Here is a 13442-nt window from a genome sequence, read left to right on the forward strand (position 1 = left end):
CACCGGGTCACACCTCTGAGACGATGAGTTCCTGACGGGCCCTGTCCATGCGAGGTCCTGGCGTGGGCTGCGACGAAGCTGTACGTAGCCGGTCTCGGTCGTGAGGACTCTCGGGTTCGGAGGCACGGATGCTCGACGACGAGGACGTCGGGTTGGAGGACCCGGACGACCGAGCGTTCGCGGCAGCGCTCAGGCGAGAGGTCGCGGCGTGGGCCCGGCCGCCTGACCATCTGATGGTCGATCCACCCATCGCGAGCTCTCCGTTCGTCGCGTGGATGGACGTGCTGGCAGACGGCTCCGCCATCCTGACGATCGGCGTGCACGTCGCCGACGGCACGGCCGTTGGCGACGAGCTGCACAGTCAGCTCTTCCTGCTTCCGGAGCGCCCGACATCGATCCGCTTCCAGGCGTCGGGATCACCACAACCTCCTTGCCGGGCTGACCAGCGAGCGGCTCCTGTCGCTGGTCAGCCACGACTACGCGCGCCAGGAGTGGGTTCGCCGGGGCGTTGTCTATGCACACCGGTACGTCGTCTCCTCGACGGGTGAACCGCCGTCTGAGCGGTACGACCACAGGGACGCGCCCAAGCGCTTGCGCTCCAGGGGCCAGCGGTGGAGACACATTCGCGAGCTCGGCGAGCCTGATCGCGTCGTCCCCGTGAGCGTGGAGTACTGATCGGTACCCGAACCTCGGCGGCCGAGGACGCCGTCGCTCTCAGGACGGTTCCGGCTGCGGGGTCAGCGCGGGGTACGTCACCCCGGTGAGCTCCTCGGAGACGGTCCACAGCCGCTGCTGGGCGACCTGGTCGTGGGAGTCGGGGCTGGAGCTGACCGGCTTGGGGTGCCCCTTGACCTCGCGCCGGTCGCCGGGTCCGTAGTACTGGCCGCCGACGACGGCGGGGTCGGTCGCGGCGCGCAGGGTGGGTAGCGCGCCCATCTCGGCGGTCTGGCCGAGCAGCGGAGCGATCCAGGTGACGGGCGTCCGCAGGACGGCGGGGGTGTTGCGGAGGAGGTCGGTGCGGGACAGGCCGGGGTGCGCAGCGGTGGCGATCGTGGTGCCGAGGGGTGCGAGGCGGCGCTGCAGCTCGTACGTGAACATCAGGTTGGCGAGCTTCGACTGGCCGTAGGCGCCGACGCGGCTGTACGAGCGCTCCCACTGCAGGTCGTCGAAGTGGATGGCGGCCCGGATGCGGTGACCGGTGCTGCTGACCGTCACGACGCGCGACCCGGGTACGGGCAGGAGCCGGTCCAGCAGCAGGCCGGTGAGGGCGAAGTGTCCGAGGTGGTTGGTGCCGAGCTGCAGCTCGAACCCGTCCGCCGTGGTCTGCCGCGGGGTGTACATCACGCCGGCGTTGTTGATGAGGAGGTCGATCCGGTGGTGGGTCGCGCGCAGGTCGGCCGCCGCGGACCGGATCGAGTCGAGCGACGTCAGGTCGAGGGCCTGCACGGTGACGTCGCCGGTGATGCGGGCGGTTGCCTGCTCGCCCTTCTCGACGTCTCGGACGGCCAGGACCACCGCGGCCCCGCGCTCGGCGAGCATCCGGGCGGTCTCGAAGCCCAGTCCGGTGTTGGCGCCGGTGACGATCGCGACGCGGCCGTGCTGGTCGGGGATGTGCTGCTCGGTCCATGTGTCGCTCACGGTGCGCTCCTCAAAGAACCACTGGTCTGTTACGACCGAACGTAAAGGACCGCCGGTCTGCTGTCAAGAGACCGGTGGTCTCTCCGCTAGCCTGGGGGCGTGACCTTCCAACGGGCGCGCAGCGCGGAGCAGCGGGAGATCCGCCGCCGGGCGATCCTGGACACGGCGGCGGCGATGCTCGACGAGATGCCCGTTGCCGAGGTCAGCCTCAACGAGCTGAGCCGGCGGGTGGGTCTGGCCAAGTCGAACGTCCTGCGGTACTTCGAGTCGCGCGAGGCGGTGCTGCTCGAGCTGCTGGACGAGTTCCTGGGGCGCTGGCTCGCCGAGCTGGCGGACGAGCTCGCCGACGGCGTCGAGGAGCACGCGGCTCCGCAGGTGCGCGCGAGCCAGCTGGCCGACGTCCTCAGCCGGTCGCTGGCAGACCGGGTGGTGCTGTGCGACCTGTTCGGCGCGCAGGGCGGCGTCCTGGAGCACAACGTCTCGGTCGAGGTGGTCAAGCGGCACAAGCGGGCCTCGCTCGCCCGGCTCACGGCGATGTCCGACCTCGTGCTCGGTCACGTGCCCGAGCTGGGCGACGGCGCGCAGCTGTTCTGCCTGATGAGCCTCGTCTCGGCAGGCGCCCTGTCGTCCTACGTGCCACCGCCGCCCAGCCTCCTCGCCGCCTACGCGGACGAGCCCGCCCTCGGCGTGCTCCACGTGGAGCTGCACGAGGCGCTGCGGGTCGCCTTCACCTCGGCGCTCCTGGGTGTGCTGCCGCGCGACTGAACAACGGCATGACCACGTCGGTCGCAGCGCACGTGCGATGGGCGGATCTCGAGGCGCACGGGTCGTCCCCCTACGACGTCTCGGTTCCCGGGTTGGTGTAGATCCCGTTCACGAGCAGGTCGATGCAGTCGTCGAGGGTCGGGCCGGCACCGACAGCAGCGGTGAACAGGGTGCCGAGCAGGACGAGAGCCGCGCGGGCAGGTTCGAGATCGGTGCGGATGCGGCCGTGCGCTTGTTCTGCCGCGAGGTAGTCGGCGAGGTGGCGGGGTGCGCCGGAGAGCTCCGGATGGGCGGTGAGCCGTTCAGCCCTGGCGTGTGCGAGCTCGGGATCGATCAGCATGGCGAGCTCGAGCGGCAGGACGGACTGCTTGAGAGTGGCGAGCTGGTGCAGGCAGGCGCGGATGTTGTCTTCGACGGTGTCGAGGCCGGCTCTGTCGGGTAGATCGGCGAGCCACTGGTCGACGTGGGCGTTCTGATGCATCACCGCTGCTGCGAACAGTGAGAGCTTGTCGGGGAAGTGGCGGTAGATGGTGGCCTCGGAGACCCCTGCCTCGTCGGCGATCGCTCGCGTGGTGGCACGCGCGTATCCGTCTCGCGTGGCGACCGTGAGTGTCGCGTCGAGCAGGTTGGTGCGGGTGTGGGGTCCCCGAGGCATGGTCGTCCTTCAGTCGGTGATGTCCCGTCGTGTGAAGACGGCGAGGGTGACGCCCAGGCAGACGAGCACGTAGGCCGCAGCGAGAGCGAGTGCGGACCCGTAGGGAATCACGTCGTTCCCGCCCGATGCCAACGCGCTGATCGTCGACCCGGGCAGCCAGTTGCGCAGGCCGTCGAAGGCTGCGCTGAGCACGGACTCCACCACGAGCACCCATCCTGCACCAGCAGAGACGGCGATCGCCGCGGAGCGGGTCACGACGGCGAGGACGAGGCCGATCATGCCCCACACGAGCAACGCGAGAAAGAGGTTGACCCAGGCGCCGGCCAGGACCGACGCCACGTCCGTGCCCCACGCGGTGAGGTCAAGGTCCGACGTCCCGCCGATCATCGGTGCGACGAGCAGGTCGACGACGACGGCGACGGCTGTCGCGACTGCTGTCCACACGACCAGGGCGCCGACCTTCCCTGCCACGAGCTTCCAGCGGCGCGGCTGCGCCGACACGAGGAGCCGTACGAGGCCCGTGCTGTGGTCGCTAGCTGTCAGGACCGCCCAGAACGCCAGGGTGACGACACCGAACATGCTCGAGGCCGACGCGAGCGGCGCGACAAGACCCTGCGCCGACTGGAGCATCTCCAGCGTGGGGAACGCAACCCCGGGGCCGGCCGCCGGCACGCCCGCGGGATCGGTGGAGAGCTGGAAGATCACCACGACGATCATCACGGTGAACAGCGCGGTCAGTCCGAGCCATGCCCCGAGCACGCCTGGGCGCCTCGACCGGGTCAGTTCGCTGCGCAGTGCGTCGATCATCGGTTCTCCCCTCCGGCCTGACGGGCGCGGTCTGCTGCGATCTCACCGTCGTCGGTCCCCGTCAGCCCGAGGAACACCTGCTCCAGCGACTCTCGGACCGTCCGCAGCTCTGACAAGGTGATACCGGCCTGCGCGGCCTCGCGGTTGATCGCTGCCGCTTCGCCGACCGCGGCACGCACCCGCACACCCGTCTCGGTCGCCTCGACGGTCCGTCCGGCACGGCGCAGGGCGGCCGACAGGCTGTCCAGGTCCCGCGCGTGCTCGGGTTCGATCTCGACGTGCCCAGCGACCTGAGCCAGCAGGTCGGTGATCGGCCCGGCGAAGAGCAGCTCACCGAAACGGATGATCACCAGGTGGTCGCACACGGTCTCGATCTCGGCGAGCAGGTGCGAGGAGACCACCACCGTGCGGCCCTCGCGAGCGAGACGGCCCAACAGTCCACGAATCTCCACGATCCCCGACGGGTCGAGACCGTTCGTCGGTTCGTCGAGGATGAGCAGCTCGGGGTCGGGGAGCAGCGCCGCGGCGATCCCCAGGCGTTGCTTCATCCCCAGGGAGAAGCGCTTGACCGGTTCGCGGTCGCGTCCGGTGAGCCCTACGGTCTCGAGGACCTCGTCGACCCGCGACGCAGGCAGCCCACGCACCTGCGCCAGCGACATCAGGTTGGTCCGCGCCGACAGCCCTGCCACGAATGCCGGGTTCTCGACGAGGGCTCCCACCCGGCTCAGGTAGTCGCCCTTCCCCCCGACCGGCTCGCCCAGCACACGAAGCGAACCGGAAGTCGGTCGAATCAGTCCCAGGAGCATCCGGATCAGCGTTGACTTGCCGGAGCCGTTGGGGCCGACCAGGCCCACCACTCCACCCAGCGGGATCTGGAGACTGACGCGATCAACGGCGACGACGTCGCCGAAGCGGCGCGTCAACGTACTGGCTTCGACGGCACTCATGACACCTCCAAAGTAAGTGAGTACCCACTTACTTTAGCAGCAGTGCAGATGCCCGGGCCGTTGCCCGGGGGCTTGGGCTGGCGACCGGCACCGGCACCAGACCTCGGCCGGCTCGTCGCCGCGCCTACGGGGCCGGTCTCTCCTCCGGCTCGCCCTGGTACCCGACGAGCCAGGTCGGGTCGATGGCGTACATGCGGATGTCCTCGCCCCACGTCGTCGGGTCGGTGCCGTAGTGCCCGGTCCAGTGGGAGATCACCTCGTCCCACGTCGGGTCTTCCGGCGTGAGCAGGACCGCGGTGCCGTGGCAGAAGACGCCGATCCGTTCGCCGTCGACGTGCGCCGCGCTGACCGCGGGCCTCGCCTCGAGGTGTCGGGCCTTCGCCGCGCCGCCGTCGGTGCCGAAGGTCCACCGCCCGTGGAGGAAGTGCCCGTCCACGGCGCTCACGCGCGGCTCGCCCCGGGCTGTCACCGTCGCGAGGCTCAGGACCTTCATGCCGGTGAGCGCGGCGACCACCTGGGCCGCGTCCATGCGGCGGTCGTCGCTCACGATCGCCTGCAGGTGGCGCGTGCTGCGCCCGTGCGACGCCTCGATCAGCGCGTCGAGCGCGGCCAGCTCCGTCGGTGTCTCGTGCATGGTCACGACAGTAGGCGCCGCCTCTGACGAAGAGCGGCCACCCCAGGGTGGGTGCGAAGCGACTGCGTATTCCTTGACACGAATATGCGTGATGAGGAATGCTCAGCGTATGGAGACCTTCCTCGCCGCACTGGCCGACCCGGCGCGCTGGCGGCTCGTCACGCTGCTGGCCGAACGTCCTCGACCGGTCGGTGTGCTCGCCCAGCTCGCCGGGGCGCGCCAGCCCCAGACGACGAAGCACCTGCAGACCCTCGAGCGCGCCGGCGTGGTGACGTCCCAGCGCTCGGGCCAGCGCCGGGTCTACGCGCTGCGGTCGGAAGCCTTGCGGGAGGTCGCGTCGACGCTGAGCGGGCTCGCCGACACCGCGGACCAGGTCGGGGCGCGCGAGACGTACGAGCGCTACGGGCTCAGCCTGTCCTCCGAGCGGTCCGCCGCCACGCAGCAGGGGTGGGCCGACGGGCGCTCGTTCACCTTCTCCCGCTCGCTGGCCGCGCGTCCCGACGTGGTCTGGCGCCACCTGACCGTGGCCCCGTTGCTCGCCCGGTGGTGGACGCCGGACGACCTGCGCGTGTCCGCGCTCGTCTTCGACGCGCGGCCGGGTGGGGAGATCCTCCACGAGTACCGCGACGTCGAGGACGTCGACGGGTCGGACGTCGTCGTCGGGCGCGCGCGGGGAGAGGTCGTCGAGGCGCAGCCGGAGAAGCGCCTGGCATACCGGCTCTCCCCGCTCCTGCCCGACGGCGAGATCGCCTTCACCGCGCACGTCGCCCTCGACCTGGGCGTCAGCGACACCGGCACGGCCCTCGACGTCCACTACCGGGTCTCCGACAGCACGGTCGACTCGGCCGACTTCATCGCGGGCATCGAGATCGGGTTCGGACAGAGCCTCGACACGCTCGTGGCGACGCTCGCCGCGTCGCCGCACGACACGGACACGGACACGAAAGCGGACACGGACACCGGCATCGGCATCGACATCGACATCGACATCGACACGAGGAGCACACCATGACCACGACCGACCGCACGGTGACGGCGAACATCAGCCTCACGCTCGACGGGCGCTACAACGGGCCCGGCGGGCCTGGCGACTTCGGGCCCTTCGCGCCCTACGTGACCACCGAGACCGCGCGTGACCAGCTGACGCGCATCTGGGAGAACGCGACGACGGCGGTGATCGGGCGGGTCAACGCCGAGGGGTTCATGGGGTACTGGCCGCCGGTCGCGCACGACGAGGACGCCGACCCGCGGGACCGCGGGTACGCGCGGTGGTTGGTCGACACGGAGAAGGTCGTCTTCTCGAGCACCTTGACCCGAGCGCCGTGGGATCGCACCCGCGTCGTGAACGCCCCCGTCGCGGAGACCGTCGCCGCGCTCAAGAGCTCCGGTGAGGGCGAGATCCTGGTGAACAACAGCGCGAGCATCATCAAGCCGCTGCTGTCCGCCGGGCTGATCGACCGGCTGTACCTCATGGTCTTCCCCGAGATCGCGGGTGGTGGGCAGCGCCTGTTCGACGACGGTCTGCCGGCGTCCACCTGGACGCTGGCCTCCCAGGAGACCGGTTCGCTCGGCGAGCTCGCCATGGTCTACGACCGCGTCCGGTGACCTGAGGCTGACGCCGCCGACCTATCCTCGGAGCCATGTTCCGTCCCGAGGCGTCCACGACCGAGATGCTCGCGGCGCTGATGCGCCAGGGCGCGCGACTGCCGGGGACACCCGAGCTCGATGCGTTCACCGACGCGGTGGCGGCCGCGTGGGAGGCGGTGGGTCTGGGCGTGCACCGCGACGCGGTGCCGTTGGCACCGTGGGGTGCTTCGAGCGCGTCGCTGCAGGTGGAGGGTCCGGACGGGACGGTCCGGGAGGTTCCGGTCGCCTCGGTCGTCCCGCACAGCCCGGACACCGGGCCACGGGGCGTGTCCGGGCCGCTCGGGGACGCGGGCCGTGGACGACGGCGGGCGGTGCGGGGGCGGGTCGCGGTCCTCGACGTCGAGGTCCGCCCGTTCCCGGTCGACCTGGCCGTGGAGCCGCTCGCCACGTCGCCGACGGACTGGCGGGCGCCGACGTCGTTGCTCGCCCCGGTCGTGTCGGCCGAGCTGCTGGGGCGGAGGTTGCGCCGGCTCGCGCGAGCCGGCGCCGTCGCCGTGGTGCTGGTGTGGCGGGGGCTGCCGGAGGACGTCGTGGTCGACCAGTGGCTGCCGTTCACGCTGCCGGAGATCGGGCTGCCGGCGGTGTGGGTGGCCGGCGAGCACGCCGACCTCCTCGGTGACGGGCGGGCGACGCTGACGGTGACGACGGCCCCGGCCGGGCCGCCGCGCGGGGAGTCCGTGTGGTGCGTGGTCGAGGGGACGGCCAGCGCCGACGAGACGGTGCTGGTCACGACGCACACCGACGGCCCGAACCCGGTCGAGGAGAACGGTCCCGTAGCGCTCGTCGCGCTCGCCCGGGACCTGGTGGCGAACCGTCCGCGCCGCACGCACGTCCTCGTCGCGGCGTCGGGACACCTCGCGATGCCGCAGCTGCCGCACCACGGGCAGTGCACGGCCACCTGGCTCGAGCAGAACCGCGCGTGGTGGGACGGCTCGGCCGGCCACCGCACGGCGGTCGCCGGCGTCGTGGTCGAGCACGTCGGTGCCCGCGACGACGACGGGACGCCCGAGATCGAGCTCGTGCACACCACGACGCCGGAGCTCCAGGCGCTGACCGCGACCGCGTTCGCCGCCCGGTCGGTGCCGCACCGTGCGGTGCTCGCCGCCCCGCGCAGCCTCGTGCACTTCGGCGAGGGTGAGCCGCTGCACCAGCGCGGCGTGCCCGCCGTCGCGTCCCTCGCGGTGCCGAGCCGGTTGCTGCAACGCGCCGCGCCGGGGGACGAGCAGTGGGAAGCGCGCGTGGACCCCGCGCTGGTCGAGGACCAGGTGGCGGCCTACGCCCGCGTGCTCCGGGCGATCGACGCGACACCGGCCGACCGGCTCGGTCACGTGCACCGGCACGGACCCGTGGCCCGGGTGCGCGACGCGCTGCGGCTGCTGCGCTGGGTGCGCTCGCGCTGACGCGCGGACCCGCACGACCGCCGTCGCCCACGGGCTCGCTCAGTGCGGCTCCCAGGTCACGACGATGCGTCGCAGCAGCCTGACGAGGACGTTGAGCGTGATGCCGAGGGCCGACAGGATGATCAGCAGCGCGAAGACCGCGGGGGTCTCCATCCGCCCCTGGGCCTGCAGGATGAGGACGCCGAGGCCCTTCTGCGCCCCGACGAACTCGGCGACGATCGCGCCGATCATGGCGTTGGCCACGGCGAGCTCGAGGCCGCTGAAGATCTGCGGCAGCGAGGCGGGCACCAGGAGCCGGACCCGCATCTGCATCGGGCTGGCCCCGTTGACCCGGAAGAGGTCGATCTGGTCGCGGTCGACGCTGCGCAGCCCGTGGATGGTGTTGACGAGCACGGGGAAGAAGGCGAGGAGCACCACCACCACGACCTTCGACGGCAGGCCGAACCCGAACCAGATGACGAACAGCGGCGCGACCGCGACCTTCGGGATGGACTCGATCGCGACGATGTACGGGAAGACGATGCCGTACACCGTGGGGAGCTGCGCCAGGGTGATCGCGAGCGCGAGGCCGAGCGTGACGCCGATGGCCAGGCCGAGGAAGACCTCGGTCATCGTGGCGGCCGCCGCGTCGAGGTACCGGGGGAAGGCAGCGGGGTCCAGCAGGGCCCGCATGACGTCGCTGAAGACCGGCACGACGTACGAGGGCGTGCCGAGCGCCGTCGGGAGGAACTGCCAGGCCAGGAGCAGCGTGGCGAGGACGGAGAGCGAGCCGACGACCTGCTGACGACGGCCGCTGCGACCGCGGGAGCGTGGGGCGGTCCCGGTCTGCGCAGCGCGGGTGGGACTCTGTGTGGCGGTCATGCGGCGCTCACCTCGAAGTGTCGACGGATCCTCGCGCAGAGGGCGGCGAACTCCGCCGTCCCCATCAGCTCGAGGGTGCGTTCCTTGCCGAACGGGATGCTGATCTCCTCGACGATCCGTCCGGGGCGGGGGCTCATGACGATCACCCGCTCGGCGAGAAAGACGGCCTCGGGGATCGAGTGCGTGATGAGGACGGCGGTCTTGTGGGTCTCGCGCCAGATGCGGTTGACCTCGACGTTGAGCGCGTCGCGGGTCATGGCGTCGAGTGCGCCGAACGGCTCGTCCATCAGCAGGAGCGAGGGCTCGTGGACGAGCGCCCGGCAGATGGCGGCGCGCTGCTGCATACCGCCGGACAGCTCGTTCGGGCGCTTGCGCGCGAAGTCCTCCAGGCCCACCATCCGGAGGAGCCCGAGGGCCGTCTCCTTGTCCGCGGGGGTCGCGCGCCGTTCGAGCGTGACCGGCAGCAGGACGTTCGCGAGGATGTCGAGCCAGGGCAGCAGGGTCGCCTTCTGGAAGACCATGCCGACGTCGGACGAGCGGCCCCCGCCGAGCTCCTTGGCCCCGAGGATCCCGACGCCGTGCGTGTGCTCCTCGAGGTTCGCCAGGATCTTGAGCAGCGTCGTCTTGCCGCAGCCGGAGGGCCCGACGACGGCGACGAACTCGCCCTCGTCGATGGTGAGGCTGACGTCCTGGAGCGCGACGACGTCGCCGGTGCGGGTGCTGTAGACCTTGCCCAGGTGGTCCAGCTCGACGAGCGGCCTCACGTCGGGATCCCGTAGACGGCGCGGAGGTTGCGGTGCAGGACGCGGTCCGCGAGCCACGTGGCCTGCCGGACGGTCCACAACCGGTCCGTCACCCCGGCGTGCAGCACGGTGTCCAGGGCAGCCCGGGAGCGGGCGGTCGCCGACACGTGCAGCTCGGGCGACCCGGTGTCCGTGCCGAACATGACGCGGTCGGCCGGGAGCAGCTCGAGCCACTCCTCCAGCACCCGCACGGTGGCGTGGTGGTGCAGGTACGGCATCCAGGAGAAGTCCAGGTGCACGTTGCCGTGCATCTGGGCCAGGGCGGTGAGGTACGAGGAGTAGGGGAAGCCGCCGTGGATGAGGATCACCTGCAGGGTGTTGAGCGCAGGGTCGCCCAGGAACTCCTCCAGCAGGAGCGGGTTCGCCGTGGAGATCCGCAGCCCGGGCTCGGTGTGCCCGAACCCGGTGTGGATCTGCATCGGCATCGCGGCGGAGACGGCCCACTCGGCGATGAAGTACGCCAGGTGGTCGGCCAGCGCCTTGTGGGCGGCGGGGTCGAGCTCCGCCTCGCCCTCGCGGCCGTCGAACGGTCTGGCGGCGCCGGTCTGGAGCGTCGCCCAGGCGTCCTTGGCCGTCTGCTCGTCGGTGCGGACGAACTCGAGAGAGCGGACGTACGCGGAGGCGATCTTGAGCCCGACGAACCCGGCGGCGCGGCGTCGTTCCAGGGAGGCGAGGACGAACTCCTTGTAGGTCTCCAAGGAGGTGGGCAACGCGGTCCCCTCGAGCTCGAGCTGCCGCTGCAGGACCCGACCGAAGATGCGGCGGAAGCGCGGGGTGTCGGTGCCTCGCCCGATCCACCGCGGGTGGCCGAAGGGGAAGAGGTAGGGGTCGATCCGGGCGATCGGCTTGTAGCGCGCGTGCGGCCACAGGTCTGCGTCGATCTCGGGGATGTCGGTGAGGACGGACTCCGTGCCGGACAGCAGCAGCGCGCGGTCGTAGAGGCCGACCGGGTCGCTCAGCCGCGCCTCGCGGCTCATGGCGTCCGCCTGCTCCGCGGACGACGGCCCGTACAGCGCCTCGCACCCGTCGCGCAGCGCCACGGCATGGACGGTCGTCTGCTGGTACACCAGGCTCTGGGCGACGAGGTCGGGGATGTCGAGGCTGGTGCCCAGAGACTCGGCACGCTCCTGGTCCCCGGACTCGACGGCGGCCATGTAGCGCTGGTAGTCCGCGTGGGGCACGTGCCCCTCGACGTGCCCGTGCGCGTTCTCGAGCTCGTAGTGGCCCACTCCGCTGACCGGCTGCCCGGGGCGGACGTAGCCGGCGTGGGAGTGGTGGTCGATCGCCGGGATTCCCTCGGTGTAGCGGGGGGCGCTCATGCGTCCCACTCCTGCGCGGCCGTCACGACGGCTGCGCCGTCGAAGTCGTTGTACGTCTCGACGAACTGGTTCTGTACGTGAGCCTGGGCGTCGATCGGTGCCGAGAGGATCCCGGAGTCGGCGGCGAAGTCCGCCCAGGCGTCCACGGCTTCGGGGGTGTAGGCGCCCCAGGTGCCGTTGCCCTCGGGATCGCCGGCCACGAGCAGCTCGATCCGCCGCTCCAGCGAGGTGAGGTCGATCTCGAGCTGTTCGTCCTCGCTCACGCCGGCGAGGCGGGTCTCGGGGTGGTCGGTGTACATGATGCGCAAGGCGGCCTCGGGGTTCGTGGCGGTGAACAGCGTCGCCTTGGCCACGGCGCGGCCGAACCCCGCGACGACGTCGGGGTCCGACTCGAGGTAGTCGGGCGACGTGAAGTAGGTGGTGGAGAACAGCGACTCGACCTCGGGGGTGGTGAAGTAGGTGAGCTCGGCACCCGTGGCCTCGAACGCGGCGTACTCGGTGTCCCAGAGGGAGAGCGCCTGCACCTGGTCGGACTCCAGCGCCTGGAGTGCGGCGGCACCGGTCCCGACGGCGATGTTGCCGAAGTCCTCGCCTTCGGTGAGGCCCACGGACGCGAGGATCCCGTTGGAGAGCAGCAGGTTGCTGCTCCCGAGGCTGGACTGGCCGATCGAGGTGCCGGCGAGGTCCTCCAGGGACTGCACGGGACCGTCGGCGAGCGAGACGATGGAGCCCGTCTGCTGGCGGATGTAGTTGTAGACGAGCTGGACGTCGGTGCCGGCCTCGATGGCCTGCCAGAGCGGTTCTGGTGGTGTCGAGCCGATCTCGAGGGAGCCTGTGCTGACTCCTTGGACGATCGAGGTCGAGTCGGTGGTGTGGACGATCTCGAGCTCGATGCCCTCGTCGTCGAAGTAGCCGAGGTGCTCCGCGACAGCCATGGGGGAGTTGTTCGCTCCCATCTGGGTCGGGATGCCGAACCGGACGGTCACGGGAGAGCTCGAGGAGCCGCCCGTGGATTCGTCGGCGGTGGAGCAGGCGGTGAGCGCGGCCGTCGTGACGACGGCGAGGGCGGCGGTGACGGCGGCGGTGCGTGCGCGTCCGTGGTGCGTGGTCATGGGTGTCTCCTTCAGGCGGTCAGGGCATGGCGAATCCGGGCACGGCGGAGAAGGGCGCGGCGACGAGAGGCGCGGCAGAGGAGGAGTGGCAGTGGGGGAGCGGCGGGGCGCCGGCGGGGGGTGGGGCGGGCGGTCAGTTCGCGGACGGGTCCGGGGAGAGTCGTCCCTTGTGCAGAGGAACCGAGGGGGGCGAGACCACCCATACGGCTTCGGCCGGTTCTGTGCCGGTGTTCAGGACGGCATGGGGGACGTCGGTCCGGAACTCGATGCTGTCGCCGACCTCGAGGGTGGTCACCTCGCCGTCCACGGTGATCTGGAGACGGCCCCGGATCACGAGGCAGATCTCCTGCGAGTCGCCGTGGGTGTAGCTGTCGTCGCCGGTGCCCTGGCCGGGGGCGTACTCCGTGACGAGGACCTCGACGTTGCCGATCGGGGGTTGGGTGATCTCGTGGTGGACCACGGCGCCGTCCGAGAGGATGCGGGGGCGGTCCTTCTTGCGCAGCACACGACCCGTGGTGGGGGTCGGCTGGAAGAGCTCCAGCCAGGTGACGCCGAACGCCTCGGCGATGGACCGGATGGCGGCCAGGCTCGGGTTGGCGTTCCCGTTCTCGATCTGGCTGATGTACCCGGCGCTGACGCCGGCCCGGGTGGCGAGCTCCCGCATGGACATACCGGTCCGTCCACGCAGGTCTCGAACTCGCTGGCCCATCGCGGCGTTGTCCGGTGTTGGCATCCTGGCCTCACTAAGCATCGTGTTTACTCCTTGTGAACTCAACGTATGCCGGGGGCCATGACGGAACAAGCACTTGCTGTAAACACTCTGTTGCAAACCAGTTAACAGGGCGTTCAGTCAC

Annotated in this window: 15 protein-coding genes; 5 read left to right on the plus strand and 10 right to left on the minus strand. The window is 70.9% G+C overall.

Annotated features, from left to right (window positions below):
- Positions 1-128 precede the first annotated feature (128 nt).
- Positions 129-548, plus strand: a complete 420-nt coding sequence (locus OHL10_RS16895) for a hypothetical protein (RefSeq protein ID WP_265523413.1) — start codon at positions 129-131, stop codon at positions 546-548.
- Between the two features lie 166 nt (positions 549-714).
- Here OHL10_RS16895 and OHL10_RS16900 read toward each other — a convergent pair whose 3' ends face one another.
- Positions 715-1638 (minus strand): SDR family NAD(P)-dependent oxidoreductase, encoded by a 924-nt coding sequence (locus OHL10_RS16900; protein WP_265523414.1) that lies wholly within the window; start codon positions 1636-1638, stop codon positions 715-717.
- 99 nt (positions 1639-1737) lie between these two features.
- Between OHL10_RS16900 and OHL10_RS16905 the strand changes: the two genes are divergently transcribed.
- The gene (locus OHL10_RS16905; protein ID WP_265523415.1) at positions 1738-2403 is read left to right on the plus strand and encodes a TetR/AcrR family transcriptional regulator; all 666 of its coding nucleotides are present in this window, start codon (positions 1738-1740) and stop codon (positions 2401-2403) included.
- Positions 2404-2473: 70 nt separating this feature from the next.
- Here OHL10_RS16905 and OHL10_RS16910 read toward each other — a convergent pair whose 3' ends face one another.
- The 4 genes from OHL10_RS16910 to OHL10_RS16925 form a co-directional block, all read right to left on the minus strand.
- Entirely contained in the window at positions 2474-3058 is a 585-nt protein-coding gene (locus OHL10_RS16910) for a TetR/AcrR family transcriptional regulator (protein WP_265523416.1), read from the minus strand.
- 9 nt (positions 3059-3067) lie between these two features.
- Positions 3068-3865 carry a hypothetical protein gene (locus OHL10_RS16915; protein WP_265523417.1) on the minus strand — a complete coding sequence of 266 codons (798 nt, stop codon included), beginning with the start codon at positions 3863-3865 and terminating at the stop codon, positions 3068-3070.
- Positions 3862-4812: an ABC transporter ATP-binding protein gene (locus OHL10_RS16920; RefSeq protein ID WP_265523418.1), complete on the minus strand. Its 951-nt coding sequence runs from the start codon at positions 4810-4812 to the stop codon at positions 3862-3864. The genes OHL10_RS16915 and OHL10_RS16920 overlap by 4 nt, the downstream gene beginning before the upstream one ends.
- A 124-nt stretch (positions 4813-4936) precedes the next feature.
- The gene (locus tag OHL10_RS16925) at positions 4937-5446 is read right to left on the minus strand and encodes a pyridoxamine 5'-phosphate oxidase family protein (RefSeq protein WP_265523419.1); all 510 of its coding nucleotides are present in this window, start codon (positions 5444-5446) and stop codon (positions 4937-4939) included.
- Positions 5447-5555: 109 nt separating this feature from the next.
- On the opposite strand from OHL10_RS16925, the gene OHL10_RS16930 reads away from it, so the two are divergent.
- The 3 genes from OHL10_RS16930 to OHL10_RS16940 are packed head-to-tail and all read left to right on the plus strand — an operon-like array spanning position 5556 to position 8493.
- A complete protein-coding gene (locus OHL10_RS16930) occupies positions 5556-6458 on the plus strand; it encodes a metalloregulator ArsR/SmtB family transcription factor (RefSeq protein WP_265523420.1) in 903 nt (300 codons plus the stop codon).
- On the plus strand, positions 6455-7051 hold the full coding sequence (locus OHL10_RS16935) for a dihydrofolate reductase family protein (RefSeq protein ID WP_265523421.1): 597 nt from the start codon (positions 6455-6457) through the stop codon (positions 7049-7051). The genes OHL10_RS16930 and OHL10_RS16935 overlap by 4 nt, the downstream gene beginning before the upstream one ends.
- Positions 7052-7086: 35 nt before the next feature.
- Positions 7087-8493, plus strand: a complete 1407-nt coding sequence (locus OHL10_RS16940) for a zinc-binding metallopeptidase family protein (RefSeq protein ID WP_265523422.1) — start codon at positions 7087-7089, stop codon at positions 8491-8493.
- Positions 8494-8532: 39 nt separating this feature from the next.
- On the opposite strand, the gene OHL10_RS16945 is transcribed toward OHL10_RS16940, so the two are convergent.
- The 5 genes from OHL10_RS16945 to OHL10_RS16965 form a co-directional block, all read right to left on the minus strand.
- Positions 8533-9354 carry an ABC transporter permease gene (locus tag OHL10_RS16945; RefSeq protein ID WP_265523423.1) on the minus strand — a complete coding sequence of 274 codons (822 nt, stop codon included), beginning with the start codon at positions 9352-9354 and terminating at the stop codon, positions 8533-8535.
- Positions 9351-10118, minus strand: coding sequence for an ABC transporter ATP-binding protein (locus OHL10_RS16950; RefSeq protein WP_265523424.1), 768 nt, complete (start codon positions 10116-10118; stop codon positions 9351-9353). The genes OHL10_RS16945 and OHL10_RS16950 overlap by 4 nt, the downstream gene beginning before the upstream one ends.
- Positions 10115-11476 carry an amidohydrolase family protein gene (locus OHL10_RS16955; RefSeq protein ID WP_265523425.1) on the minus strand — a complete coding sequence of 454 codons (1362 nt, stop codon included), beginning with the start codon at positions 11474-11476 and terminating at the stop codon, positions 10115-10117. Before OHL10_RS16955 ends, OHL10_RS16950 begins: the two co-directional genes overlap by 4 nt.
- A complete protein-coding gene (locus OHL10_RS16960) occupies positions 11473-12588 on the minus strand; it encodes an ABC transporter substrate-binding protein (protein WP_265523426.1) in 1116 nt (371 codons plus the stop codon). Before OHL10_RS16960 ends, OHL10_RS16955 begins: the two co-directional genes overlap by 4 nt.
- A 133-nt stretch (positions 12589-12721) precedes the next feature.
- A complete protein-coding gene (locus tag OHL10_RS16965) occupies positions 12722-13321 on the minus strand; it encodes a helix-turn-helix domain-containing protein (protein ID WP_265523427.1) in 600 nt (199 codons plus the stop codon).
- Positions 13322-13442 lie beyond the last annotated feature (121 nt).

It is taken from the genome of Oerskovia flava (genome assembly GCF_026163685.1).
In the GTDB taxonomy this organism is placed as follows: domain Bacteria; phylum Actinomycetota; class Actinomycetes; order Actinomycetales; family Cellulomonadaceae; genus Oerskovia_A; species Oerskovia_A flava.

Coding starts and splice junctions, on each gene's coding strand:
- OHL10_RS16930 (WP_265523420.1), top strand. CDS start 5,556: ATGGAGACCTTCCTCGCCGCACTGGCCGACCCGGCGCGCTGGCGGCTC.
- OHL10_RS16945 (WP_265523423.1), bottom strand. CDS start 9,354: ATGACCGCCACACAGAGTCCCACCCGCGCTGCGCAGACCGGGACCGCC.
- OHL10_RS16955 (WP_265523425.1), bottom strand. CDS start 11,476: ATGAGCGCCCCCCGCTACACCGAGGGAATCCCGGCGATCGACCACCAC.
- OHL10_RS16920 (WP_265523418.1), bottom strand. CDS start 4,812: ATGAGTGCCGTCGAAGCCAGTACGTTGACGCGCCGCTTCGGCGACGTC.
- OHL10_RS16960 (WP_265523426.1), bottom strand. CDS start 12,588: ATGACCACGCACCACGGACGCGCACGCACCGCCGCCGTCACCGCCGCC.
- OHL10_RS16925 (WP_265523419.1), bottom strand. CDS start 5,446: ATGCACGAGACACCGACGGAGCTGGCCGCGCTCGACGCGCTGATCGAG.
- OHL10_RS16895 (WP_265523413.1), top strand. CDS start 129: ATGCTCGACGACGAGGACGTCGGGTTGGAGGACCCGGACGACCGAGCG.
- OHL10_RS16915 (WP_265523417.1), bottom strand. CDS start 3,865: ATGATCGACGCACTGCGCAGCGAACTGACCCGGTCGAGGCGCCCAGGC.
- OHL10_RS16910 (WP_265523416.1), bottom strand. CDS start 3,058: ATGCCTCGGGGACCCCACACCCGCACCAACCTGCTCGACGCGACACTC.
- OHL10_RS16935 (WP_265523421.1), top strand. CDS start 6,455: ATGACCACGACCGACCGCACGGTGACGGCGAACATCAGCCTCACGCTC.
- OHL10_RS16940 (WP_265523422.1), top strand. CDS start 7,087: ATGTTCCGTCCCGAGGCGTCCACGACCGAGATGCTCGCGGCGCTGATG.
- OHL10_RS16965 (WP_265523427.1), bottom strand. CDS start 13,321: ATGCCAACACCGGACAACGCCGCGATGGGCCAGCGAGTTCGAGACCTG.